This window comes from Nocardioides donggukensis, from assembly GCF_014842875.1.
In the GTDB taxonomy this organism is placed as follows: Bacteria; Actinomycetota; Actinomycetes; order Propionibacteriales; family Nocardioidaceae; genus Nocardioides; species Nocardioides donggukensis.
Genome location: NZ_JACYXZ010000004.1, coordinates 265,625 through 290,505 on the forward strand (window position 1 = coordinate 265,625; position 24,881 = coordinate 290,505).

Annotated in this window: 26 protein-coding genes; 15 read left to right on the forward strand and 11 right to left on the reverse strand. The window is 72.3% G+C overall.

The annotated features are described in order from the left end of the window. The first annotated feature begins 33 nt into the window (after positions 1-33). Positions 34-831, forward strand: a complete 798-nt coding sequence (locus tag IE331_RS15015) for an HAD family hydrolase (RefSeq protein ID WP_225580163.1) — start codon at positions 34-36, stop codon at positions 829-831. Positions 832-1,180: 349 nt separating this feature from the next. On the opposite strand, the gene IE331_RS15020 is transcribed toward IE331_RS15015, so the two are convergent. After that, positions 1,181-1,945 carry a Fic family protein gene (locus IE331_RS15020; RefSeq protein WP_192144266.1) on the reverse strand — a complete coding sequence of 255 codons (765 nt, stop codon included), beginning with the start codon at positions 1,943-1,945 and terminating at the stop codon, positions 1,181-1,183. A gap of 53 nt (positions 1,946-1,998) precedes the next feature. Here IE331_RS15020 and IE331_RS15025 point away from each other — a divergent pair, with 53 nt between their 5' ends. From IE331_RS15025 to IE331_RS15055, 7 genes are all read left to right on the forward strand, one after another. Next, positions 1,999-2,856 (forward strand): class I SAM-dependent methyltransferase, encoded by an 858-nt coding sequence (locus tag IE331_RS15025; RefSeq protein WP_192144267.1) that lies wholly within the window; start codon positions 1,999-2,001, stop codon positions 2,854-2,856. A 4-nt stretch (positions 2,857-2,860) separates the two neighbouring features. Then, positions 2,861-3,973 (forward strand): sensor histidine kinase, encoded by a 1,113-nt coding sequence (locus IE331_RS15030; RefSeq protein ID WP_192144268.1) that lies wholly within the window; start codon positions 2,861-2,863, stop codon positions 3,971-3,973. Further along, entirely contained in the window at positions 3,970-4,728 is a 759-nt protein-coding gene (locus IE331_RS15035) for a LytR/AlgR family response regulator transcription factor (protein WP_192144269.1), read from the forward strand. The genes IE331_RS15030 and IE331_RS15035 overlap by 4 nt, the downstream gene beginning before the upstream one ends. After that, a complete protein-coding gene (locus IE331_RS15040) occupies positions 4,725-5,102 on the forward strand; it encodes a DUF485 domain-containing protein (RefSeq protein ID WP_192144270.1) in 378 nt (125 codons plus the stop codon). The genes IE331_RS15035 and IE331_RS15040 overlap by 4 nt, the downstream gene beginning before the upstream one ends. After that, the gene (locus tag IE331_RS15045) at positions 5,099-6,625 is read left to right on the forward strand and encodes a sodium/solute symporter (protein ID WP_192144271.1); all 1,527 of its coding nucleotides are present in this window, start codon (positions 5,099-5,101) and stop codon (positions 6,623-6,625) included. Before IE331_RS15040 ends, IE331_RS15045 begins: the two co-directional genes overlap by 4 nt. Before the next feature lie 136 nt (positions 6,626-6,761). After that, the gene (acs, locus tag IE331_RS15050) at positions 6,762-8,747 is read left to right on the forward strand and encodes an acetate--CoA ligase (protein WP_192144272.1); all 1,986 of its coding nucleotides are present in this window, start codon (positions 6,762-6,764) and stop codon (positions 8,745-8,747) included. Positions 8,748-8,955: 208 nt separating this feature from the next. Then, positions 8,956-9,870 (forward strand): hypothetical protein, encoded by a 915-nt coding sequence (locus IE331_RS15055; RefSeq protein WP_192144273.1) that lies wholly within the window; start codon positions 8,956-8,958, stop codon positions 9,868-9,870. Positions 9,871-10,043: 173 nt separating this feature from the next. On the opposite strand, the gene IE331_RS15060 is transcribed toward IE331_RS15055, so the two are convergent. Further along, a complete protein-coding gene (locus IE331_RS15060) occupies positions 10,044-10,721 on the reverse strand; it encodes a Crp/Fnr family transcriptional regulator (RefSeq protein WP_192144274.1) in 678 nt (225 codons plus the stop codon). A 137-nt stretch (positions 10,722-10,858) separates the two neighbouring features. On the opposite strand from IE331_RS15060, the gene nth reads away from it, so the two are divergent. Genes nth through IE331_RS15080 form a run of 4 tightly spaced genes read left to right on the forward strand, consistent with a single transcriptional unit; the run spans position 10,859 to position 14,056 of the window. After that, on the forward strand, positions 10,859-11,563 hold the full coding sequence (nth, locus tag IE331_RS15065; protein WP_201931821.1) for an endonuclease III: 705 nt from the start codon (positions 10,859-10,861) through the stop codon (positions 11,561-11,563). Then, positions 11,560-12,174 (forward strand): TlpA family protein disulfide reductase, encoded by a 615-nt coding sequence (locus IE331_RS15070; protein ID WP_192144275.1) that lies wholly within the window; start codon positions 11,560-11,562, stop codon positions 12,172-12,174. Before nth ends, IE331_RS15070 begins: the two co-directional genes overlap by 4 nt. Further along, positions 12,171-12,884: an NUDIX hydrolase gene (locus tag IE331_RS15075; protein WP_201931822.1), complete on the forward strand. Its 714-nt coding sequence runs from the start codon at positions 12,171-12,173 to the stop codon at positions 12,882-12,884. The genes IE331_RS15070 and IE331_RS15075 overlap by 4 nt, the downstream gene beginning before the upstream one ends. Beyond that, positions 12,881-14,056, forward strand: a complete 1,176-nt coding sequence (locus IE331_RS15080; protein ID WP_192144276.1) for a MarP family serine protease — start codon at positions 12,881-12,883, stop codon at positions 14,054-14,056. Before IE331_RS15075 ends, IE331_RS15080 begins: the two co-directional genes overlap by 4 nt. A gap of 15 nt (positions 14,057-14,071) precedes the next feature. On the opposite strand, the gene IE331_RS15085 is transcribed toward IE331_RS15080, so the two are convergent. From IE331_RS15085 to IE331_RS15120, 8 genes are all read right to left on the reverse strand, one after another. Further along, positions 14,072-14,473 (reverse strand): phage holin family protein, encoded by a 402-nt coding sequence (locus tag IE331_RS15085; RefSeq protein WP_192144277.1) that lies wholly within the window; start codon positions 14,471-14,473, stop codon positions 14,072-14,074. A 45-nt stretch (positions 14,474-14,518) separates the two neighbouring features. Beyond that, positions 14,519-15,769, reverse strand: coding sequence for a Na+/H+ antiporter NhaA (gene nhaA, locus IE331_RS15090; protein ID WP_192144278.1), 1,251 nt, complete (start codon positions 15,767-15,769; stop codon positions 14,519-14,521). Between the two features lie 81 nt (positions 15,770-15,850). Then, positions 15,851-16,669, reverse strand: coding sequence for an MBL fold metallo-hydrolase (locus IE331_RS15095; protein WP_192144279.1), 819 nt, complete (start codon positions 16,667-16,669; stop codon positions 15,851-15,853). Then, entirely contained in the window at positions 16,666-17,535 is an 870-nt protein-coding gene (locus IE331_RS15100) for an NUDIX hydrolase (protein ID WP_192144280.1), read from the reverse strand. Before IE331_RS15100 ends, IE331_RS15095 begins: the two co-directional genes overlap by 4 nt. Before the next feature lie 3 nt (positions 17,536-17,538). Beyond that, a complete protein-coding gene (locus IE331_RS15105; RefSeq protein ID WP_192144281.1) occupies positions 17,539-17,997 on the reverse strand; it encodes a RidA family protein in 459 nt (152 codons plus the stop codon). Continuing rightward, complete coding sequence (locus tag IE331_RS15110; RefSeq protein ID WP_192144282.1) at positions 17,994-18,149, reverse strand: DUF4177 domain-containing protein; 156 nt, start codon at positions 18,147-18,149, stop codon at positions 17,994-17,996. Before IE331_RS15110 ends, IE331_RS15105 begins: the two co-directional genes overlap by 4 nt. Before the next feature lie 10 nt (positions 18,150-18,159). Further along, positions 18,160-18,801 (reverse strand): CoA transferase subunit B, encoded by a 642-nt coding sequence (locus tag IE331_RS15115; RefSeq protein ID WP_192144283.1) that lies wholly within the window; start codon positions 18,799-18,801, stop codon positions 18,160-18,162. A 1-nt stretch (position 18,802) separates the two neighbouring features. Beyond that, positions 18,803-19,573, reverse strand: coding sequence for a CoA transferase subunit A (locus tag IE331_RS15120; protein WP_192144284.1), 771 nt, complete (start codon positions 19,571-19,573; stop codon positions 18,803-18,805). A 127-nt stretch (positions 19,574-19,700) separates the two neighbouring features. Here IE331_RS15120 and IE331_RS15125 point away from each other — a divergent pair, with 127 nt between their 5' ends. Then, on the forward strand, positions 19,701-20,747 hold the full coding sequence (locus IE331_RS15125; protein ID WP_192144285.1) for an ArsA-related P-loop ATPase: 1,047 nt from the start codon (positions 19,701-19,703) through the stop codon (positions 20,745-20,747). After that, positions 20,744-21,976, forward strand: coding sequence for an ArsA family ATPase (locus tag IE331_RS15130; protein ID WP_192144286.1), 1,233 nt, complete (start codon positions 20,744-20,746; stop codon positions 21,974-21,976). The genes IE331_RS15125 and IE331_RS15130 overlap by 4 nt, the downstream gene beginning before the upstream one ends. A gap of 55 nt (positions 21,977-22,031) precedes the next feature. On the opposite strand, the gene IE331_RS15135 is transcribed toward IE331_RS15130, so the two are convergent. After that, positions 22,032-22,301: a WhiB family transcriptional regulator gene (locus tag IE331_RS15135; RefSeq protein ID WP_192144287.1), complete on the reverse strand. Its 270-nt coding sequence runs from the start codon at positions 22,299-22,301 to the stop codon at positions 22,032-22,034. Positions 22,302-22,485: 184 nt separating this feature from the next. Here IE331_RS15135 and IE331_RS15140 point away from each other — a divergent pair, with 184 nt between their 5' ends. Beyond that, complete coding sequence (locus IE331_RS15140; RefSeq protein ID WP_192144288.1) at positions 22,486-24,876, forward strand: transglycosylase domain-containing protein; 2,391 nt, start codon at positions 22,486-22,488, stop codon at positions 24,874-24,876. The last annotated feature ends 5 nt before the right edge of the window (positions 24,877-24,881 follow it).

Below are 24,881 nucleotides of genomic sequence, written 5' to 3' on the forward strand. Positions count from 1 at the left end.
GGATCCGCCACAGCGCCACCTAGGATGTGGCGCATGGCAACGCGGACCGCGGCCTTCTTCGACCTCGACAAGACGATCATCGCGAAGTCGAGCACGCTGGCTTTCAGCAGGTCCTTCCAGGCGGGAGGGCTGATCTCGCGGCGCGCCGTGCTGCGCAGCGCCTACGCCCAGTTCGTCTACCTCGTGGGCGGCGCCGACCACGACCAGATGGAGAAGATGCGGCAGTTCATGTCGCAGTTGTGCGCGGGCTGGGACGTCGCCACCGTCAACCAGATCGTCGCCGAGACGCTCCACCACATCGTCGACCCGCTGGTCTACGACGAGGCCGTGAACCTCATCGAGGAGCACCACCTCGCCGGCCGCGAGGTGATCATCGTGTCGACCTCCGGCTCCGAGGTGGTCGGACCGATCGGGGAGATGCTCGGCGCCGACCGGGTGATCGCCACCCGGATGCAGATCGTCGACGGGCGCTACACCGGCGAGATCGACTACTACGCCTATGCCGAGACCAAGGCCGAGGCGATCCGCGAGCTCGCCGACCGGCACGGCTTCGACCTCGCGCGCAGCTACGCCTACAGCGACTCGGTCACCGACGCGCCGATGCTGGAGGCGGTCGGACACCCGCACGCGGTGAACCCGGACAAGGAGCTGCGCCGGATCGCCGTCGCCAACGAGTGGCCGGTGCTGCTGTTCGCCAAGCCGGTGGCCCTGCGCAGCCGGGTCCGGCTGCCCCCTGCGAGGCCCACGCTGGCGGCGCTCGCCGTGGGCGGCGCGGTCGCCGTGGGCGGGGCGATCCTGGTCGGCGCGAAGCGACGCGGCCAGTCCGCCTGAGTCGGCGCCCGCACCGGCCCGCCCGATCACGGGACGGTCACGCCGCGATCACGGGGACGGGTGGAAGTCAAGCCTTGTAACCGCCCGCCGACCGGCGTACACATGAAGTGCAGGACAACTGAAGAACCCGCACATGAGCCGGGTACCCACGCATCGATCTACCCTTCCTACAGGGCGCTAGTCACCGGGATATTCCCGGGGCAGCAGTTGGAGCGAGTGCAGCTTGGTAGCCCTTGGTCTCGTGTGTCAGCGGCGGCACCCGACCACGTCGGGTGCCGCTCGCATGTCCTCCCACCCAGGCCGGCAGCGCCCGCAGCGCCCAGGTCCGCAGCGCCCAGGTCTGGAGCGTTCAGCCCTGCAGCGGGCTGGCCTCCGCCGCCACGGCGTACGCCTCGGCCGCATACAGCAGCCACGCGTGTACGCCGCTGCTGCCGCCGGCGCCGGCATAGGCGCGCAGGTTCGACTCGTACTCGGCCCGCAGCCGGCGGTGCGCCTCCTCGGGGACCAGCAGCGACAGCTCGTCGACCCCGCGCGAGACCAGGACCAGGCGCTCGGCGGCCCGGGCCACGATCCCGTTGTGCGAGGCGAACGGGGCGGCGGTCGCCAGCTCGGCGTGGACCACGGCGGCCACCAGCATCGCCGGCGCCGACGTGGGGGCGACCAGCCGTCCGGCCAGCACCCGCAGCCGGTCCGCGGCCTCGGCGTCCCGGGGCCGCCCCAAACGGGACTCGTCGACCTCGCCGGACCCGGCGAGCGAGTGCAGGCGGGCGAGGGCCTGCAGGGGCGCGCGCTGCAGCGTCGGCACCAGCCCGAGCAGCTCGACCGAGACCCGCAGGGCCGCGCGGGCCACGTCGTCCCCGGCGCCCGAGCGGACCGCCTCCAGCTCCGAGGCCGACCCCTCCAGCACCGCGGACGCCCAGGCACCCCGCAGCAGGGACTCACCGGTCAGCTCCGGCGGCGTGCGGCGCAGGCCCCGGTCCCGCAGCATCGCGTCCACCCCGTCCCGGGTGCCGGCGAAGGCCGACGGCACGCCCTCGAGGGCGGCGAGGGAGGCCAGAGGATCGGCCGGGGCACGCGAACCGGCACGTGAACCGGCGGGGGGATCGGGGGGCATGGCACGGAAGGTTAGCCGCGGAATCGCCCGGGCCAGCAGGTAGCCTCGATCCAATGGACAGGCAGCACGCAACGGGACGACCGGCGTTCCCCTCGGACGCGGTGGCCTGGCTCGTCGGACCCGACCCGCGCTCGGTGGTGGTGCTGGGTCCCGGGGGCGTGGGCGGCCTCGCGGCGGCGTTCGCGGCCTCGGACCACGACGTCACCGAGGCCGGCCGGGGCACGGCCGCGGACCGCACGATGCAGCGCCTCCCCGACCGGTCCGTCGACGTCGTCGTCGCCGGCCAGGGACTGCCCGACGACCTGGCCGAGGTCGCCCGGGTGCTCCGCCCCGGAGGGCAGCTCGCGCTGGTCTGGAACGAGCGTGACCAGCGGATCCCCTGGGCGCGCAAGCTGGACCGGCTGCTGGAGACCCGGACCGCCGGTGACCGGCCCGAGGCGCCCGTGGTCAACTCCGGGTTGTTCGGCTACGTCGCCGACCGCTCGTTCACCTACTGGCAGGTAGTCAACCACGAGTCGCTCGCGGTGCTGCTGCGCGAGGAGCTGGCCGCGCTCGAGGAGGAGGAGCGCGAGACCAAGGTGGCCGCCGCCCTCGACCTGTACGCCGACTACGGCCGGGGCCGCGACGGCATGCAGATGCCCTGGATCAGCCGGTGCTTCAAGGCCACCGTCGTCGAGTCCGCCTGGGCCTCACCGCGGGCGCTGGACGAGGTCGACCGCGGGGACACCGACCGGCGCCGGCCCCCCGGGGCCGACACCGGTGCCGACAGTGGGGCCGACCGGACCGGCGCGGACGAGGGGACCGGACCGATCGAGCCGCCCCGCGACCCGGTCGGACGCCGCGGTGCCCCTGGGCCCGCCGGGGACGACGCAACCGACGGGGCCGACCTGCTGCTCATCGACTTCCGGTGAGCTGATGCGGCTGCGGGCGCGTCGTCGCCATCTCGGCACGGAGGCGGACCGCGCCACCTTCCGCACCCTGCACACCGCCTCGCTCGCCTCACCGGCGCTGCGCGAGGGGCTGACCGTGACCAGCGCGGAGCGCAGCATCCGGCACCTGCGCACGCTGCTGGGCACCCCGGCCGTGGCGCTGACCGACACGGAGGGACCGCTGGCGTGGGACGGCGTCGCGAGCCACCACGTCGGCCAGTCCGCCGCCCTGGCCCGGGGCACGGTCTCCGAGGGACACACCAGGGTGGCGCTCGAGCGGGAGGTGCGCTGCCCGGTGCCGGCCTGCCCGATCCGGCAGGCGATCGTGTCCCCACTGGTGGTGGAGGAGCGGATCGTCGGCACCCTGCAGGTCTTCAGCGGCGGGGCGACCGCGGCGCTGGTGCGGGCCTCCGACGAGGTGGCCCAGTGGGTCTCCGGGCAGCTGGAGCTGGCCGAGCTGGACGCCTCCCGGACCCGGCTGATGGAGGCCGAGGTCAGCGCCCTGCGGGCCCAGATCAGCCCGCACTTCATCTACAACTCCCTCGGCGCGATCGCCTCGTTCGTGCGCACCGACCCCGACCGCGCCCGCGAACTGCTGCTCGACTTCGCCGACTTCACCCGCTACTCCTTCCGCCGGCACGGCGAGTTCACCACGCTCGCCGAGGAGCTGAGGTCGGTCGAGCGGTACCTCCTGCTCGAGCAGGCCCGCTTCGGCGACCGGCTGGCGGTGACCCTGCGGATCGCACCGGAGGTGCTGCCGGTGGCCGTCCCCTTCCTCTGCATCCAGCCGCTGGTCGAGAACGCCGTCCGGCACGGGCTGGCCGGGCACGGGACCGGCCAGATCACGATCGTGGCCCGGGACCTGGGGCAGGAGTGCTCGATCGAGGTGGAGGACGACGGCTCCGGCGAGGACCCGGACCGGGTCCGCCGGGCACTGGCCGGGGACGCCAGCCTGGACTCGGTCGGGCTCGGGAACGTGGACGCTCGGCTGCGCAACACCTTCGGGGACGACTACGGTCTGGTCGTGGAGACCGCCCCGGGTGCCGGCACGAAGGTGATCGTGCGGGTGCCCAAGTTCGCCCCCGGAGTGCACGCATGAGCCAGCCCGGACCCGAGCCCCGACCCGGGTCCGACGCGCCGTCGGGCCTGCGGGTCCTGGTCATCGACGACGAGCGGCCCGCCCTCGACGAGCTGTCCTTCCTGCTGGAGCAGGACCCGCGGGTGCGCGGCGTACTCACCTCCGACTCGGCGACCGAGGCCCTGCGACTCCTGCAGGACCTCGACGTCGACGCGATCTTCCTCGACATCCAGATGCCCGGCCTGACCGGGCTGGAGCTGGCCCAGGTGCTGTCGCGCTTCCGCAGCCCGCCGCCGATCGTCTTCGTGACCGCCCACGAGGAGCACGCCGTCGAGGCGTTCGACCTGCGCGCGGTCGACTACGTGCTCAAGCCGGTCCGGGCCGAACGGCTGGCGGAGGCGGTGCGCCGGGTGGTCGAGGGCGCCCGCTCGCCGGCCGCCGGGTCGGACGAGCAGATCGCGGTCGAGCGCGGCGGCGTCACCCGGTTCCTGAACCGCTCCGACATCCGGTACGTCGAGGCGCACGGCGACTACGCCCGCCTGCACACGCCGGACGGCTCGCACCTGGTCCGCACCCCGCTGTCGGTGCTGGAGGAGCAGTGGGGTCCGGCCGGCTTCGTCCGGATCCACCGGTCCCTGCTGGTGGCGCTGGGTCACGTCGACGAGGTGCGCACCGACGCCGGCCGGTGCACGGTGCTGGTCGGCGGGGCGGTGCTGCAGGTCAGTCGGCGGCACACCCGCGAGCTGAGGGAGCTGCTGACCCGGAGCCGGCCGTGACCGGCGGCCCGCCCGAGCGGGTCCGGGTCACCGGACCGGCCCAGCGCCGCACCCCCATGCCGCCCCGCACCGCGGAGATCGACGACCAGACCGCGCTCGGGTCGGTGCTGATGGGGTCGCTGCTCAAGGCGCAGCTGCGCGCGGCCGCGCTGGCCCTGCTGCCGCTGATCGGCTTCGCCGGCGGGTTGCCGCTGCTCTTCCACCTGGCGCCCGGGCTCGCCGACGAGCGCCTGCTGGGGGTGCCGCTGCCGTGGCTGGCGCTGGGCGGCCTGGTCTACCCGTTCCTCTTCGTCCTCGGCTGGTCCTACGTGCGCCGGGCGGAGCGAAACGAGCAGGACTTCGCGGAGCTCGTCGAGATCGTGGAACGGCCGTGAACCCGCCCGACTCGGCGCCCGGGATCGTCGCCGTCGTCCTGGTCGCCGTCGCCACCCTGGCGATCGGCACCTGGGGGCTGCGGTTCTCCCGCACCACCAGCGACTTCTTCGTGGCCTCCCGCTCCGTGCGGCCGGCGCTCAACGCCTCCGCCATCGGCGGGGAGTACCTCTCCGCGGCCTCGTTCCTCGGCGTCGCCGGACTCGTGCTCGCCTTCGGCGCCGACATGCTCTGGTACCCCGTCGGCTGGACGGCCGGCTACCTGGTGCTGCTCGTGCTGGTGGCCGCCCCGCTGCGCCGCTCGGGGGCGTACACGCTGCCGGACTTCGCCGAGGCCCGGCTCGCCTCCCCGCGGGTCCGGGCCGCCTGCTCGCTGCTGGTGGTGGCGATCGGCTGGCTCTATCTGCTGCCCCAGTTCCAGGGCGCCGGGCTGACGATGGAGGCCGCCATCGGCGCGCCGCGCTGGCTGGGTGCGCTCGTGGTCGCCGCGGTGGTGATGGTCAACGTGCTCTCGGGCGGCATGCGCAGCATCACCTTCGTGCAGGCCTTCCAGTACTGGCTCAAGCTCACCGCCCTGCTGGTCCCGGCCCTGGTCCTGCTGTTCGTCTGGATCGGCGACGGCGCCCCGAACCCGGCCGACGCGTCCTCGGCGGGCGGCGCGGCGGACCTGTGGTCGCTGCCGCTCGGCAGCGGCGGCAGCCAGGGCCTCTACCTCACCTACTCCCTGATCGTCGCCACCTTCCTGGGCACGATGGGGCTGCCGCACGTGGTGGTCCGCTTCTACACCAACCCCGACGGCCGGGCCGCGCGGCGTACGACGGTCGTGGTCCTGGCGCTGCTCGGGCTCTTCTACCTGATCCCGCCGGTCTACGGCGCGCTCGGCCGGGTGTACGGCGACGCCGACCGCTCCAACGTCCTGGTCCTCGAGCTGCCCCGGCTGATGGTGCCCGGGCTCGGCGGGGAGCTGCTCGCGGCGCTGGTGACCGCCGGCGCGTTCGCGGCGTTCCTCTCGACCTCGTCGGGGCTCTCGATCGCGGTGGCCGGCGTGATCAGCCAGGACGTGATCGGGCACGGCCGGGCCAGCGGCGTCGCGGCGTTCCGGATGGCCACCGTGGTGGCCGTCGTCGTGCCCGCCGTGCTGACCCTGCTCGCCCCCGACCTGGGCGTCGCCCGGGCGGTGGGCCTGGCCTTCGCCGTGGCCGCCTCGACGTTCTGCCCGCTGCTGGTGCTCGGCATCTGGTGGCGCGGCCTCACCGACGTCGGCGCGCTGGCGGGGCTGGCGGTCGGCTTCGTGGGCTCCGGGAGCGGCGTCGCCTACGCGCTGGCGACCCGGACCACGACCGGCTGGGCCGCGGTGCTGCTCGAGCAGCCGGCCGCCTGGTCGGTGCCGTTGGCGTTCGCGACGATGGTGCTGGTCTCGCTGGCGACGCGCTCGCGGGTCCCCGTCGACGTACGCCGGTTCATGGTCCGGCTGCACACCCCCGAGGCGGTCGCCCTGGACCGCGGGCCGCGGTCGGTGCGCTGAACCGCCCGCCCGCCCGGGGCGACCGTTCGTCGCGCGGTTGCGGCCACTCGTCCTGGGCCCCCTCGTCGCGGCCCGGATTCGGCCCTAGGCTGCGAACCAGACCCAAGAGCCCTCTTCAGCCCACTCAGGAGCGATCGTGAGCGAGACGAACGAGACCCTGTCCAACCTCCTGCACGAGGAGCGTCGGTTCGAGCCTCCGGCCGACCTCGCCGCCTCGGCCAACCTGACCGCGGAGGCCTACGAGCGGGCCGCCGCGGATCCGGAGGCATTCTGGGCCGAGCAGGCCGAGCGCCTCGACTGGTCGCAGAAGTGGGACCGCGTCCTCGACTGGGACGACCCGCCGTTCGCGAAGTGGTTCAGTGGCGGCACCCTCAACGCGTCGTACAACTGCGTCGACCGGCACGTCGAGGCAGGGCGCGGGGACAAGGTGGCGATCCACTTCGTCGGCGAGCCCGAGGGTGACGCCCGCTCGATCACCTACGCCGAGCTGAAGGACGAGGTGTCGCGGGCGGCGAACGCCCTGACCTCGCTGGGCGTCGCGGCCGGTGATCGGGTCGCGATCTACATGCCGATGATCCCCGAGGCCGTGGTGGCGATGCTGGCCTGCGCCCGGATCGGCGCCCCGCACACGGTGGTGTTCGGCGGCTTCTCCTCCGACGCCCTCGCCTCGCGGCTCACCGACTGCGAGGCGAAGGTGGTCGTCACCGCCGACGGCGGCTACCGACGCGGTGCCGCGTCCGCGCTGAAGCCGGCCGTCGACGAGGCACGCACCAAGACCGACGTCGTCGAGAAGGTGCTCGTCGTGCGCCGCACCGGGCAGGACCTCGGAGCGGACGGCTGGGACGACGCCGTCGACGTGTGGTGGCACGACGTGGTCGACACCGCCTCCGCCGAGCACCAACCGGAGGCCTTCGACGCCGAGCACCCGCTGTACGTCATGTACACCTCCGGCACGACCGGCAAGCCCAAGGGGATCCTGCACACCACGGGCGGCTACCTCACGGGGGCGGCGTACACGCACTGGGCGGTCTTCGACCTGAAGCCCGAGACGGACGTCTACTGGTGCACCGCGGACATCGGCTGGGTCACCGGGCACAGCTACATCGTCTACGGGCCGCTGGCGAACGGCGCCACCCAGGTGCTCTACGAGGGCACGCCGGACAGCCCGGAGCGGGGCCGCTGGTGGAAGATCATCGCCGACTACGGCGTCACGATCTTCTACACCGCGCCGACCGCGATCCGGTCGTTCATGAAGCAGGGCCGCGAGATCCCCGACCGGCACGACATGTCCTCGCTGCGGATCCTCGGCTCGGTGGGCGAGCCGATCAACCCCGAGGCGTACGTCTGGTACCGCTCGGTCATCGGCGGCGACCGCACCCCCGTCGTCGACACCTGGTGGCAGACCGAGACCGGCTCGATCATGATCTCGCCGCTGCCCGGCGTCACCCACGGCAAGCCCGGCTCGGCGATGACGCCGATCCCCGGGGTCAGTGCCGAGGTGGTCGACGAGGCCGGCGAGGCCGTGCCGAACGGGTCTGGCGGCTACCTGGTGCTGACCAGGCCGTGGCCGGCGATGCTGCGCACGATCTGGGGGGACGACGAGCGCTTCAAGGACACCTACTGGTCCCGCTTCGAGTCGCTCGGCTACTACTTCGCCGGTGACGGAGCCAAGAAGGACGAGGACGGCGACATCTGGGTCCTCGGCCGGGTCGACGACGTCATGAACGTCTCGGGCCACCGGCTCTCGACGACCGAGATCGAGTCCGCCCTGGTCTCGCACCCCAAGGTCGCCGAGGCCGCCGTGGTGGGTGCCTCCGACGAGGACACCGGCCAGGCCCCGTGCGCGTTCGTGATCCTGCGCGACGAGGCCGGCGACGGCGGGAAGGACATCGTCGAGGAGCTGCGCAACCACGTCCGCAAGGAGATCGGCCCGATCGCCAAGCCGCGACAGGTCATGGTGGTCGCCGAGCTGCCGAAGACCCGCTCCGGCAAGATCATGCGCCGCCTGCTGCGCGACGTCGCCGAGAACCGCGAGATCGGGGACGTCACGACGCTGGCCGACAGCTCGGTGATGGACCTGATCTCCCAGGGCATCAGCTCCGGCAAGGGCGGCGAGGAGTAGCCGGTCGGGGCAGCGCACGCCCGCCCGCCCGACCGCCCAAGAGCCGCAATTGCGGCCGTGTGACATGTTTTAGAGCCGATTCCATGTCAGACGGCCGCAATTGCGGCTTTACGGACATCTCGATCGGGACCGGAGCATCCACCACCGGTACGACGTGCCCTGTGGATGAGCTCAGCGGGGAACGGCTCGGCTGAGTCACCCTCGGAGGGTGAGCGAGCACCTCGACGACAGACGGCCCTTCACCCGCGACGATGCCGTGCGGCACGGCGTCGATCCACGCATCCTGCGCACCTCGCGCTACCGCCGCATCTTCCGCGGCATCTGGATCCGCACGGACGCCTGGCAGGAGACCACGCCGATCGAGGCGGCCCTCGCGCTGCACCCCGAGGGCGCCGTCGCCAGCCACTTCAGCGCGGCCCGGCTCTTCGGACTACCGGTGCCCGACCACCCCTTCGAGCACGTGACCGTCTTCGACCCCGACCACCGGCGGTACCGCCCGGAGATCAAGTCGCACGTGACCATCCACCCCATGCCCGCGACGTCGCGACGTGGGCTCAAGGCCGCGCACCCGTTCCGCACGTTCGTGGATCTGGCCGGCTGGGTCTCGCTGGTCGATCTCGTGGCGATCGGTGACGCCATGGTCCGGGTGCTCGGCGCCGACCCCGAGTCACTGGTCGCCTACTGCCGGGACAGCACCGACTACTACGCGGGGCCGGCACGCCTCGCCGCGTCGTACGTCCGCACCGGGGTCGACTCGCCGATGGAGACCAGGCTGCGCATGCTCATCGTCCTCGCCGGGCTTCCCGAGCCGAAGGTCAACCACGTGCTCTACGACCGGCATGGGAACGTCCGGCGTCGCTTGGACCTGAGCTACCCGGGGATCCGGCTGATCATCGAGTACGACGGCCGGCACCACATCGAACGAGTCGAGCAGTGGAGCGCCGATCTCGAGAGGCGGGAGGAGCTCGAGGACGGTGACTGGAAGGTCGTGGTCGTGACCGCCGCCGACTTCTACAGGCACCCGACCCGGACGCTGGAGCGGATCCGGCGCAGCCTGGTTCAGCGTGGCTGGGGACCGGTGCCGCCGATCAACCCCGCGTGGGCGGCGTACTTCAGCGCCTGACCCGGGCGGCGTACTTCAGCCCGTGACCTGGGCGGCGCCCAAGAGCCGCAATTGCGGCCGTGTGACATGGAATCGGCGAGAAAATGTGCAATTCGGCCGCAATTGCGGCCAAATGACAGGTCGGGCAGGTCGGACAGGGCGGGCAGGGCGGACGCGACGGGCCGCGACCCGCCTCAGCGGGCCCGGCGGGAGAGGCGCTCGAGGTCCATGATCACCACGGACCGGGGCTCGAGGCGCAGCCAGCCGCGGGAGGCGAAGTCGGCGAGGGCCTTGTTCACGGTCTCGCGGGAGGCGCCGACCAGCTGGGCGAGCTCCTCCTGGGTGAGGTCGTGGTGGACGTGGATGCCGTCGTCGGCACTGCGGCCGAACCGGTCGGCGAGGTCGAGCAGCGCCTTGGCGACCCGGCCGGGCACGTCGGAGAAGACCAGGTCGGCGACCACGTCGTTGGCCTTGCGCAGCCGCGAGGCCAGCTGCGAGAGCAGGCCGTGCGCGACCATCGGCCGCCCCTCGAGCCAGCGCAGCAGGTCGTCGTGGGAGAGCGAGGCGAAGGACGCGTCGGTGACGGTGGTGACGGTCGCGGAGCGCGGACCCGGGTCGAAGAGCGAGAGCTCGCCGAACATCTGGCCCGGGCCGAGGATCGCGAGCAGGTTCTCGCGGCCGTCGGAGGAGGTGCGACCGAGCTTGACCTTGCCGTCGACCACGACGTACAGCTTGTCGCCGGAGTCACCCTCGTGGAACAGCACTTCGCCGCGGCGCAGCTTGGTCTCGCCCATCGAGGCCCGGAGGGCGGTGGCGGCCTCGTCGTCGAGGGCGCTGAAGAGCGGGGCCTGACGCAGCACGTCGTTGTCCACAGTTCCTCCATGTCTCTTCTGGTGGCCGAGGCTTGATCCTAGCCGTGGTCTGGCTCACATCATGGACCATCGGCCCGCCACGACGGCACTCGGACCACGATCCGGGTGCACCGCAGCGCTCCACGTAGGCTGTCCGCGTGCCAGCCATCGAAACGCACACGGCGCTCGTACGTCGTGCCCGCAAGATCGATCGCATGCTCGCACAGACCTACCCCGACGCGCGATGCGAGCTCGACTTCGACACCCCCTTCGAGCTGCTCGTGGTGACGGTGCTGTCGGCCCAGACCACCGACAAGCGGGTCAACTCGGTCCGCCCGACGCTGTTCGCGGCCTATCCCGACGCCCCGGCGATGGCCGGCGCGGACCGGGCGGAGCTCGAGCGGATCGTCGGCCCGCTCGGGTTCTTCCGCGCCAAGACCGAGTCGCTGCTGAAGCTCTCCCAGGCGCTCGTCGAGCGCCACGGCGGGGAGGTCCCGCCTCGGCTGGAGGACCTGGTGAAGCTTCCCGGCGTGGGCCGCAAGACCGCCAACGTGGTGCTGGGCAACGCGTTCGGCGTCCCGGGCATCACCGTCGACACCCACTTCGGTCGCCTGGCCCGCCGGTTCGGCTGGACCAGCGAGACCGACCCCGTGAAGGCCGAGCACGCCGTCGGCGCCCTGTTCCCCAAGCGGGACTGGACGATGCTCAGCCACCACCTGATCTGGCACGGCCGCCGGGTCTGCCACGCCCGCTCGCCCGCCTGCGGCGCCTGCCCGGTGGCGCGCTGGTGCCCGTCGTACGGCGAGGGCCCGACCGACGCGACGCAGGCGGCGGCCCTGGTCCGCACCGAGGGCCGCGCATGACCCGGACCGCCCTGACCGCAGCTCTGCTGGGCGCGCTGGTGACGCTCTCCGCGTGCGGCGGGTCCCCGGACCTCCCGAGCCCCTCGCGCGCGCAGATCGACGTCGACACCCCGCAGCTGCGGGCGGCGAAGGCGAGGGCCGACGTGGCTCCCTGCGCCGCCGGCCCCGGGGAGCACGTCGACGGCGGTCTGCCGGCGGTCACGCTGCCGTGCCTGGGCGGTGGTGAGGACGTCGACGTCTCCACGCTGCGCGGTCCGATGGTGGTGAACCTGTGGGCGGTGTGGTGCGGCCCGTGCCGTGAGGAGCTGCCCATCTACCAGCGCTTCCACGAGCGGTACGGCGACCGGGTCGCGGTGCTGGGCATCGACTACCAGGACACCCAGCCGGCGGCGGCGCTCGACCTGGTCCGGGAGACCGGCGTGACCTACCCCCTGCTGGCGGACCCGCAGAGCGCGCTGTCCCTGAAGGACCCCCTGCCGAACATCCAGGGCCTGCCCTACCTGGCGCTCGTCGACGAGGACGGGGTGGTGGTGCACCAGGAGTTCGTGGAGGTCACCAGCCTCGGCCAGCTCGAGCGCCTCGTGGACGAGCACCTCGGGGTGGACCTGTGACCCCCCGCCCGATCCCCGAGTGGCTGGAGCCGGTCCGTGAGGGCGCCCGGTCGATCACGGTCCACGACCTGACCCGGTTCATGCCCCCGGAGGGCAACGAGGCCCGCCGCGGCGCGGTGCTCATGCTCTTCGGGGAGGGCCCGGAGGGGCCCGACCTGCTGCTCACCGAGCGCTCGCACACAATGCGCAGCCACCCCGGCCAGGTCTCGTTCCCGGGCGGGCGCATCGACGCCGGCGAGACCCCGCAGCAGGCCGCCCTGCGCGAGGCCCTGGAGGAGACCGGCCTGGACCCGAGCGGAGTCGAGGTCTTCGCCGAGCTGCCCGAGCTGTGGCTGCCGCCGAGCAACTACGCGGTGACCCCGATCCTCGGCTGGTGGGCCCGCGAGGAGGAGGTCGGCGTCGCCTCGCCCGAGGAGGTGCACGCGATTCACCGGGTCACGATCACCGACCTGGTCGAGCCCACGCACCGGATCACCGTGCGCCACCCCACGGGCTGGCTCGGCCCCGGCTTCCTCATCGGACCGGACCGCGACGTGATCCTGTGGGGCTTCACCGCCGGCATCATCTCCCGCCTCTTCGACCACGTCGGCTGGTCCTCGGACTGGGACGTCGACGCCGTCCGGGACCTGCCGTCGTACATGCTGTCCGGGGAGCCGTCCCGGATCCCCGTGCCACCCAACACCCAGTTCGAGGAGCGACCCGGCCGATGAACGTCCTCGACTGGCTGCTCGTGGTGATCGTGCTGGCCTACGCGCTCTCCGGCTACTGGCAGGGCTTCGTGACCGGCGCCTTCGCGACCGGCGGCCTGCTCCTCGGCGGCCTGACGGGCATCTGGCTGGCCCCGACGATCCTCGGCGACGCCCAGCCCTCGGTGTGGGTGTCGCTGGGCGCGCTGTTCGTGGTGATCCTCAGCGCCACCCTGGGGCAGGCGATCCTCCAGTACGCCGGCGCGCGGGTCCGCGAGCGGATCACCTGGCAACCGGCACGCGCCGTCGACGCAGTCGGCGGGGCGCTGCTCAGCGCGCTGGCGGTGCTGCTGGTCGCCTGGGCACTTGGGGTCGCGGTGGCCGGGTCCCGGATCGGCCCGGTGACACCGCTGGTGCGCAGCTCGGCGGTGCTGGCCGAGGTCGACAAGGCCATGCCGATGAACGCCAACCGGGTGCTCAACGCGTTCAACGACGTGGTCGGGGCCAGCTTCTTCCCCCGCTACCTCGAGCCGTTCGCCCCCGAGCGGATCATCGAGGTCGGGCCGGCCCAGCAGCGGGTGCTCCGCGACCCGGACATCGTGGACGCCGGTCGCAGCGTGCTGAAGATCCGCGGCAGCAACAGGTGCGGCCGCGGGGTGGAGGGCACCGGCTTCCTGATCTCCGACGACAAGCTGATGACCAACGCCCACGTCGTCGCCGGCGTGGACCGGCCGGGCGTGGTCGTGGACGACCGGACGGTCGACGCGGAGGTCGTCTACTACAACAGCGATCTCGACGTCGCGGTGCTGCGGGCCGAGGGCATCGGCCGGCCCAGCCTGCAGTTCGACCGGTCGGCCGGGCCGCGGGACCAGGGCGCCGTGCTCGGCTACCCCCAGGACGGCCCGTACGACGCCCAGCCGGCCCGGATCCGGTCCGAGCAGCGACTGCGCTCGCCCGACATCTACGGAGAGGGCTCGGTCGTGCGCGAGGTGTTCTCGATCCGCAGCCTGATCCGGCCGGGCAACTCCGGCGGGCCGATGGTCAACACCGCCGGCGACGTCGTGGGCGTCATCTTCGCGGCGTCGGTGACCGACGCCGACACCGGCTACGCGCTGACCGCCGACCAGGTCGCGGAGGCCGCGGCGACCGGGCTGGACCGCGAGCAGCGGGTCGGCACCGGCGACTGCGCCGGCTGAGCGACGCGGGAGGGCTCAGCCGCGCTTGAGCGCGGTCTTGGTCTCCTGCGCCTGGTGGATCGCGCGCTCGGGGCCCTTGACCTGCTTGACCTGCCGGATCCCGAGGAAGGCCAGCAGCCCGGCCACCAGCGTGTAGAAGCCGAACACGATCAGGAACGCCCAGTGCAGGTCGAGCCCGTCGCCGTTCCAGTGGATGAGGTAGGCCAGCGCCACCGAGAGCATGATGATCGCGAGCACCAGCACGAAGCCGGCCGCCGCGAAGAGACCCAGGCCGGTGCCGCCGTGCTTGATGCTGACCTTCAGCTCGGACTTGGCCAGCTGGATCTCCTGGGAGATGAGGCTGGAGATGTCACGGCTGGCGTCGGTGACGAGACGGCCGATCGTCGGCTCCTCGCCCTTCACCTCGTCGACGGGCATGCGGCAGGCTCCTGGAGATCGGCGTACGGGTCGGGCATTCGGACTCTACACTCCGCCGGGCGACGTGCCCGGGGCCTCGGGTTCGTCGGCGTACCGCGAGACGCTCCGGTGCCGGCGGTGCCAGCGATCCCGGCTCACCAGGAGGGCGGCGGCCGCGAGCGCGCTGACCAGGGAGCCCAGCAGCACCGCGGTCTTGGCCGCCTCGCGCTCGGGGCCGTCGAAGGAGAGGTCGGAGACCAGCAGTGACACGGTGAACCCGACACCCGCGAGCATCGCGACCCCGAGCACATCGAGCCACTTGATGTCCTCGTCGATCTCGGCCCGGGTGACCCGGGTGAGCACCCAGGCGCCACCGAAGACGCCGACCGGCTTGCCGATGACCAGACCGAGCACGACACCGATGACGACCGGGTCCGAGAGGAGGTCGCCGCCGCCCTCGATCACCACGCCGGCCGACATGAGCGCGAAGAACGGCACCGCGACGCCGGCCGAGATCGGCACCAGCCTGTGCTCGAGCTTCTCCGCCGGGCTGGCCGACTCGTCCTCGTCGGGACGGACCCGGGTGAGCAGGCCCAGGGCGACACCGGCGATGGTCGCGTGGATGCCGCTCTCGTGGGTGAACCACCACGCGCCGATCACGATCGGCACGTAGAACAGCGGGTTGGTGACCCGGAAGTGCTGCATCACGGAGTACGCCGCCACGAAGACGACCGCGAGCCCCAGGGCCTCGAAGGCGAGGTCGGTGGAGTAGAACGCGGCGATGATGACGATGACGATCAGGTCGTCGACGACCGCGAGGGTCAGCAGGAACGCCCGCAGCTGTCCCGGCATGGACGAGGCGACGACCGCGAGCACGGCCAGCGCGAAGGCGATGTCGGTGGCCGAGGGGATCGCCCAGCCGCCCAGCCGGCCGTCGGCACCGAGGTTGACGGCGACGTAGACCAGCGCGGGGACCGCCACACCGCAGATGGCGGCCACCACGGGCACGACGGCATCGGCGGGCTTGCTGAGCGAGCCGACGATGAACTCGCGCTTGAGCTCGAGACCGGCCACGAAGAAGAAGAGCGTGAGCGCGCCGTCGGCGGCCCAGTGCTCGATGTCGAGTGGCCCGAGCTTGAAGGCGCGCAGGGCCTCGTACTCGGGGCCGAGGGGGGAGTTCGCCCAGATCACGGCGACCGCGGCGGCCAGCAGGGCGAACGCGCCGCCCACCGTCTCGCGGCGCAGGAAGTCACCGACGAAGGTGTCCTCGCTGCGGGTCGGATCGGGCAGGAACCGCAGGCGGGTGAGCTTGACCATGTCCTCGTTCCGGGCTCGTGTGTGTGTTTCATTGTCCGCCGAAGCGGGCCGACCAGTCTTCCCGGCGCACCGCTGACCACCCTAGCGGTCGGCACCACCTGCGAGGTACGCGAGTTGGGCGCGCACGCTCAGCTCGGCGGCGCCCCACAGCACCGGGTCGACGTCGGCGTAGACGGTCTCCACCACCCGACGCGGCAGGTCCTCCGCGGACGGCGCCGCGGGGTCCCCGTCGTCGCCCCGCAGGTCGGCGAGCGCCGCCTCGACCTGGGCCAGCCGTTCGCGGCGGTGCGCCAGGTAGTGGTCGAGCGCGGACAGGGCGTCGTCGATGACCGGACCGTGACCGGGCCAGATCGTGCCGATCTCCCGGCTCTCGGCCAGCCGGTGCAGCCGGTCGAGGGAGTCGAGGTAGGCACCGAGCTGGCCGTCCGGGTGGGCCACCACCGTGGTGCCCCGCCCCAGCACCGTGTCACCGGTGAGCACCGCCCGCTCCGCGGGTACGACGAACGACAGGGAGTCGGCGGTGTGCCCCGGGGTGGCGACCACGTGCAGCTCCAGGTCGCCGACGGCGACCACGTCCCCCTCGCCGAGCCCCTCGTCACCCAGCCGGTACGCCGGGTCGAGCGCCCGCACGCCGCACCCGACCCGCTCGGCGAAGGCGCGGGCGGCCTCGGAGTGGTCGAGGTGGTGGTGGGTGAGCAGCACGGCCTGGACGTCGCCGGCCACGTCGGCGACGGCCGCGAGGTGCTGCTCGTCCAACGGGCCCGGGTCGATGACGACCGAGCGACCGAAGTCGCGCTCCCGGAGCACCCAGGTGTTGGTGCCGTCGAGCGTCATCATGTTGGCGTTCGGGGCCAGCACGCACTCGGCGTGCTCACCGAACCAGCCGCCCCGCCAGGTCATCGGGCCAGGTGGGCGGCGATGAGCGGCTCCAGCGCCGCCGGGCGGGACAGGGTGGCCTCGTCCCCCGAGCCGACCACCTCCGGCATGAACATCTCCAGCTCCCGGTCGGCGCAGGCCTCGATGACCGACTCCGGCGTCGGGTGCCCGGCGACCTCGAGGCAGGTGAGGTAGGTCGGCGGGAGCATGAGCATGTCGCCGGCGTCCACCGCGGCGACCGCCGCCGCCGCGGGCAGCCAGGTGACCCGTGACGACTCCGTGGACACGTCCCGGGTCCGCTGCCCCGCGGGCAGGTCGGCGACGAAGAACCAGGTGCGGTAGCGCTTGGGCTCGAACTCCGGGGTCAGCCACCCGGCCCAGGCGCCGAGCAGGTCCGAGCGGAGCACCAGGCCGCGCCGCGCCAGCACGGCGGTCAGCGAGACCTCGCGCTGCTCCAGGGCGACCCGGTCGGCCTCCCAGTCCGGGCCGGTCACCTCGGCCACGATGTCCTCCTCGGACTCCCCCGCCAGCATCACGCCCGACTCCTCGAAGGTCTCGCGCACCGCGGCGCAGACCAGGGCCCGGGCCATCTCCTCGTCGGTGCCGAGCCGGCTCGCCCAGGTGGCCAGGTCCGGCCCGGCCCACCCCATGGGCTCGTCACCGGCGGAGTGGAAGTCCCGACTGTCCACCCCGCCCCCGGGGAAGACGCACATGCCGGCGGCGAACGCCATGGAGGCCTGCCGCTGCAGCAGGTAGACCTCGGGCGCGCTGTCACCGGGCCGCATCAGGACGACGGTCGCGGCGTTGCGCGGCTCCGCCGGGGTCAGGCTCCCGTCGGCGTACGCCCTGGCCTGCTCGACCAGCTGCGGCGGCAGCGGGAGGGACCGCACCCCTCAGACCTCGACGAGGATCTCGACCTCGACCGGGGAGTCGAGCGGCAGGACCGGTACGCCGACGGCGGAGCGGGCGTGGACGCCGGCCTCGCCGAACGCCCGGCCGAGGAGCTCCGAGGCTCCGTTGGCGACCTGGGGCTGGCCGGTGAAGTCGGGCACGGAGGCGACGAACACGACCACCTTGACGATCCGCTTCACGGAGTCGAGGTCGCCGACCTCGGCCTTCACCGCGGCGATCGCGTTGAGGGCGCACTGCTGGGCGCAGGCCACCGCCTCCTCCTCGTCGACCTCGCCGCCGACCTTGCCGGTGACCATGAGCTCGCCGGCTCGCATCGGCAGCTGACCGGAGGTGAACACGTGGTCGCCGCTGCGGACCGCCGGGACGTAGGACGCCACGGGTCGGGCGACCTCGGGGACCGACAGCCCCAGCTCGGCCAAGCGGTCCTCGACGGCGCTCACGGGAGCGGCCGCTTGAAGTAGCCGACCAGGTTCTCGGGGTTCATGCCCGGCGCGATCTGCACGAGCTCCCAGCCCTCGGAGCCGAAGTTGTCGAGGATCTGCTTCGCGGCGTGCGTGAGGATGGGCGCTGTCAGGTATTCCCACTTCGTCATGCGGCGCAGCCTATCCCTCGAGCTCGGGCTCGGTCTTCTCGCGGATCTCCTCCTCGGTGACGCCGGGCGCCAGCTCGACCAGCCGCAGGCCGCCACCCTCGGAGGCCGGCTTGACGTCGATGACGCCCAGGTCGGTGATGATCCGCTGGACCACCCGCAGTCCCGTGTAGGGCAGCGAGCACTCCTCGACGATCTTGTAGGAGCCGTCACGGGAGACGTGCTCCATCAGCACGACGACCTTCTTGGCCCCGTGGACCAGGTCCATCGCGCCGCCCATGCCCTTGACCATCTTGCCGGGGATCATCCAGTTGGCGATGTCGCCGCGCACCGAGACCTGCATGGCGCCGAGGATCGCGGCGTCGATCTTGCCGCCGCGGATCATCCCGAAGCTGGTGGCGGAGTCGAAGAAGGAGGCGCCCCGGTTCAGGGTGACGGTCTCCTTGCCGGCGTTGATGAGGTCGGCGTCGACCTCGTCCTCGGTCGGGTAGGGGCCGACGCCGAGGATGCCGTTCTCGGACTGGAGCACCAGCTCGACACCCTGGGGCACGTAGTTGGGCACCAGCGTGGGCAGCCCGATGCCGAGGTTCACGTAGGAGCCGTCGGTCAGCTCGGAGGCGGCCCGGGCCGCCATCTCCTCACGGGTCCAGCTCATCTCAGCCCTCCTCCTTCGGGTCGCGCACGGTGCGTCGTTCGATCCGCTTGTCGGCGGCCTGCTCGGGGGTCAGCGCAACCACGCGCTGCACGAACACCCCGGGGGTGTGGACGTGGTTCGGGTCCAGCTCGCCGGGCTCGACCAGCTCCTCGACCTCGGCCACCGTGATCCGCCCGCACATCGCGGCGAGCGGGTTGAAGTTGCGGGCGGAGTCCCGGTAGACGAGGTTGCCGTGCCGGTCCCCGCGCCAGGCACGAACCAGCCCGAAGTCAGCGACGATCGAGGTCTCCATCACGTAGTCGGCGCCGTCGAAGGTGCGCACCTCCTTGGGCGGCGAGGCGCGCACGACGTTGCCGGAGTCGTCGTACCGCCAGGGCAGTCCGCCCTCGGCGACCTGGGTGCCGACCCCGGTCGCGGTGAAGAAGGCCGGGATGCCCGAGCCGCCGGCCCGCATCCGCTCCGCGAGCGTGCCCTGGGGGGTGAGCTCGACCTCGAGCTCGCCGGAGAGGTACTGCCTGGCGAACTCCTTGTTCTCCCCCACGTAGGAGGAGACCATGCGCCGCAGCCGCCGGGCCGCCAGCAGCCGGCCCAGGCCCCACTCGTCGACGCCGCAGTTGTTGGAGACCGCCTCGAGCTCGTCGACGCCGGACTCCAGCACCGCGTCGATCAGCACCGACGGGATGCCGCACAGGCCGAACCCGCCAACCGCCAACCTCGAGCCCGACCTGATGTCGGCCACCGCCGCGGCGGCACTCGCCACCACCTTGTCCACTGCCTGCTCCTCTGCGCATCGGGGCACCCGTGGGCTCCCACGTGATCTGCCACGTGATCTCCCGAGTGATCCTAGCCACGGGCGAGGGTGCTGACGGGGGCACGGGGGCCCCTCTACGCTTCCTCGGGTGAGCCCGTCGCGCAGCCCCCACTGGCCGGAGGTCGAGCTGCACGTGGTGACCGGCAAGGGCGGGACCGGGAAGTCCACCGTCGCGGCCGCCCTCGCGCTGGCCCTGGCCAGCACCGGCAAGAGCGTGCTGCTGTGCGAGGTGGAGGGCAGGCAGGGCATCGCCCAGATGTTCGACGTGCCGCCGCTGCCGTACGAGGAGCGGCGGATCGCGACCGGGCTGCCCGGCCCCCGCGGCGGCGCGGGCACCGTCTACGCCCTGCACATCGACGCCGAGTCGGCGCTGCTGGAGTACCTCGCGATGTACTACCGGCTCGGCCGCGCCGGCCGGGCGCTGGACCGGTTCGGGGTCATCGACTTCGCCACCACGATCGCGCCCGGGGTCCGCGACGTGCTGCTCACCGGCAAGGTGTTCGAGGCCGCCCGGCACGGTCGCAAGAAGGGCACCTCCAGCCGGGCCGGGGCGGCGTACGACGCGATCGTGCTCGACGCGCCGCCGACCGGGCGGATCACCCAGTTCCTCAACGTCAACAGCGAGCTGGCCGGGCTGGCGAAGGTGGGCCCGATCAAGGGACAGGCGGACCGGGTGATGACGCTGTTCCGCTCCTCGCGGACCGCGGTGCACCTGGTGACCGTGCTGGAGGAGATGCCCGTGCAGGAGACCGCCGACGGCATCGCCGACCTGCGCGCCGCGCGGCTGCCCGTGGGAGGCGTGGTGGTCAACCTGGTCCGCCCCCGCGACCTCGACGCCGAGGACCTGCGCCGGGCGCGGGAGGACACGCTCGACCGGGAGCGCATCGGCGCCGACCTGGCCGCGGCCGGGGTGCGGCTCGATCCGGCACCCGGGCAGCCGGAGGACGGGTTGCTGGACGGGCTGCTCTCGGAGGCCCGGGACCACGCCGAGCGGCGGGCCCTCGAGGACCGGCAGCGGGAGGTGGTCGCCGGCCTCGACGTGCCGACGTACGAGCTGCCGCGGCTGCCCGGGGGCCTCGACCTCGGGGGCCTCTACGAGCTCGCGGCGGCGCTGCGGGAGCAGGGCATGGCATGAGCGGCAGCACGCACCCGCGGGTCGGCCCGCTGGCCGGCACCGGCGACGGGTCGGCCCGGCTCGACGTCGACGCGCTGATCGACGACCCGGCGACCGGCATCATCGTCTGCTGCGGCTCCGGCGGGGTGGGCAAGACCACCACGTCGGCCGCCCTGGCGCTGCGCGCCGCCGAGCGGGGTCGCACGGTCGTGGTGCTCACGATCGATCCGGCGCGGAGGCTGGCCCAGTCGATGGGCATCGGAGCGCTCGACAACACGCCCCGGCCGGTGGCCGGCGTCGACCACGGGCGGGGCGGCCGGCTGGACGCGATGATGCTGGACATGAAGAGCACCTTCGACGAGGTGGTGCTCAGCCAGGCCGGCGAGGAGAAGGCCCGGCAGATCCTGGAGAACCCCTTCTACGTCGCCCTGTCCACCTCCTTCGCCGGGACGCAGGAGTACATGGCGATGGAGAGGTTGGGGCAGCTGCACCGCGACGCCCGGGCCGAGGGCAGCTACGACCTGATCGTCGTCGACACCCCGCCGTCCCGCTCGGCGCTGGACTTCCTCGACGCCCCCGAGCGGTTGTCGAGCTTCCTCGACGGCCGGTTCATCCGGCTGCTGCTCACCCCCGCACGGGGGCCGGCGCGGGTGATGACCGCGGGGATGGGGCTGATCACCGGCGCCCTGACCAAGATCCTGGGGGCCGGCGTGCTCAAGGACCTGCAGACCTTCGTCGCGGCGTTCGACACGCTGTTCGGGGGCTTCCGGCAGCGGGCGCAGAAAACGTTCGAACTGCTGCAGGCCGACGGTACGGCGTTCCTGGTGGTCGCGGCTCCGGAGCCGGACGCGCTGCGCGAGGCGGCGTACTTCGTCGAGCGACTCAGCGAGGACCGGATGCCGCTGGCCGGCCTGGTCGTGAACCGGGCGAGCAGTCCCCCGGACAGTGCGCTCTCCGCCGACGAGGCGATGGCGGCCGCCGAGCGGCTGCGCTCCGGGACCGGCGGGACCGCTCAGCCGGGCACGGATGGTGATAGGGGCGGTGAGGGCAGTGAGGGAGCCGGGCTCACCTCGGGCCTGCTCCGGCTGCACGCCGACAAGGTCCGGATCGTGGAGCGCGAGGCCCGGCTGCGCGAGCGGTTCGCCGCCGCGCACCCCGGGGTTCCCACGGCGGTGGTGCCGGCACTGGCCGGCGACGTGCACGACCTCGACGGCCTACGCCGCATCGGGCGGCTGCTCGCCGGCGACTGACCCGGTGCCGTCCCTGGGGTTCCCGGTCGGGTGCCGGGTGTCCCGGCGAGCCCGGTCAGACGGCTGCGGACTTGGCGTTCTCGAGCACGGTCCGCCAGGAGGCGCCCGGGCGACGACGCAGCAGCGCCCGACGCTCACGCTCGGTCATGCCGCCCCACACGCCCCACTCGATCTGGTTGTCGAGGGCCTCGGCGAGGCACTCGGTGCGCACCGGGCAGCCCGCGCACACCTGCTTGGCCTTGTTCTGCTCCGCGCCACGGACGAAGAGCTCGTCCGGCTGAGCCTGTCGACACGCCGCCGCCGGCGCCCAGTCCTCTACCCACATGATGTTCCCCCAATCGAGGTGGATGCTGAGCATCCGACGGGCCGATCCCGTTCCCCACGATCGAAGGTAGGCAACATCAGGTCGTTGAAACAGACACGAGACGGCCAAAACCCCTAGTCCATCCGAACTAGTCACAGATGACTAGAACTGGGGAAGGGGTGGGGCCGTCCTTTACCCTTGGGCCATGCCCGCACCGACCGATGACGCCCGCACGCCCCGAGGAGTGCTCTCGCACCTGGGGTCGATGGTCGCCGTCGCCGCCGTCATGGGAGTCGTGGTCGCCGGACTCGCCATCCCGTTCGCCGGCGTCATCGGCATCTCGGCCCGCAACCTCGCCGAGAACCTCAACGACCTGCCGGCCGAGCTGGAGACCGAGGCCCTGCCGCAGCGTACCCGGATCCTGGCCGCCGACGGCAGCACGATCGCGACGCTCTACGACGAGAACCGCGTCAACGTGAAGCTCACCCAGATCTCGAAGCGGATGCGGCAGGCGATCCTCTCGATCGAGGACTACCGCTTCTACCAGCACGGCGCCCTCGACGTGAAGGGCACGGTGCGCGCCTTCGTCACCAACCAGGCCGCCGGCGGCGTCGTCCAGGGCGGCTCGTCGATCACCCAGCAGATGGTGAAGCTGACGCTGCTCAACCAGGCGACCACCGACGAGGAGAAGAAGGCGGCGATGGAGGACACCATCGCCCGCAAGCTCCGCGAGCTCCGCTACGCGATCGCCTTCGAGGAGAACCACTCCAAGGACTGGATCCTCGAGCGCTACCTCAACATCGCCTACTTCGGCGACGGCGTGTACGGCGTCCAGGCGGCCGCCCGGCACTTCTTCAGCAAGGACGCCAGCAAGCTCAAGCTGCAGGAGGCCGCCACCCTGGCCGGACTCGTGAAGAACCCGGTCGGCTTCGACCCGACGGTCTACCCGGCGCGCGCCCGGGACCGGCGCAACACCGTGCTGGACCGGATGGCCGACCTCAGCGTCATCAAGCAGCGCCGCGCCGACAAGCTCAAGAAGCGCGAGCTCGACCTGAAGGTCACCCAGAACCGCAACGGCTGCATGTTCTCGAGGGCCCCGTTCTTCTGCGACTACGTCGTGAACTTCCTCAAGGCGGACAAGTCGCTGGGCAAGACGAAGAAGGAGCGCCAGGAGGTCCTGCTCTCCGGCGGGCTGACGATCCGCACCACGCTGGACCCGCGCTTCCAGAAGGCCGCCGACGACTCGGTGCGCAAGAGCGTCTTCGCGACCGACCAGGCGATCGGCGGGCTGGCGATGGTCGAGCCGCGCACCGGCAACGTGCGCGCACTGGCACAGTCGCGGCCCATGGGCCGCGACCGGGCCAAGGGTGAGACCTTCCTCAACTACGTGGTCAACCAGAAGTACGGCGACTCCGGCGGCTTCTCGGCCGGGTCGACGTTCAAGACCTTCGTCCTTGCCACCGCGGTCAAGCAGGGGATCCCGCTGACCACGACGATCAACTCGCCGCCCAAGATCACGATCTCGGAGTCGAAGTTCGAGGACTGCGACGGCGAGCCGTACGGCTTCGGCACCTGGTCGCCCTCGAACTCGACGACCAGCGGCCCCAAGACCCTCTACACCGGCACCCGCGAGTCGGTGAACACGTTCTTCGCCCAGCTCGAGGCGCGCACCGGCATCTGCGAGCCGTACCGGCTGGCCAAGGACCTCGGCGTCGACCTGACCAACCCCACCGGCGGCCCCGGCGGCGCCGGCGCCGAGCGGGTGCCCACGTTCACGCTGGGCACCCCGAACGCCAGCCCGCTCGAGATGGCCGAGGCGTACGCGACGTTCGCCGGCCGCGGGCTGCACTGCGACGCCCGCCCGGTCACGAAGATCCTCGACTCCCGCGGGACGGCCGTGAAGGACTACCGCGAGACCTGCGAGCAGGTGCTGCCCAGCGCCGTCGCCGACGCCGTCAACGACGTGCTGCGCGGCGTCCAGGAGGGCGGCTTCGGCGAGAACGCCGGCATCGACCTGAACCAGGTCTCCGCCGGCAAGACCGGTACCGCCGACAGCCAGCAGGCCGTGTGGTTCGTGGGCTACACCCCGAACCTGGCCACCGCGTCGATGATCGCGGGGGCCAACCAGTTCGGGCAGCCGATCGCCCTCAAGGGTCAGACGATCGGCGGTGTCTTCCGGCCCTCCGCCAGCGGCTCCGGCTTCGCCGGCCCGATGTGGTACGGCGCGATGTCGGTCATCGAGCAGTGGCTCGACGACGAGGACTTCGTGAAGCCGGCCCCCGGGGAGATCGCCGGCGTGCTGCTGCCGGTGCCGAACACGGCCGGCATGGGCATCAACCAGGCCACCAAGGTGCTCGAGGACGCCGGGTTCACCGTCTCGGTCGGCTCCGAGGTCGACTCCGGCCTGGACCGGGGCCTGATCTCCTACTCCTCGCCGGCCGCGGGGGCGACCACCTCGAGCGGTGACACGGTGACGATCTACCCCTCCGATGGGTCCCCCTACGTGCCGCCCAAGCCGAAGCCCAAGCCGAAGAAGCCCAAGAACGACGACAAGCCCGGCCGCGGTGGCGGCGGGGGCGGCGGCGGACGGGACTGACCCGC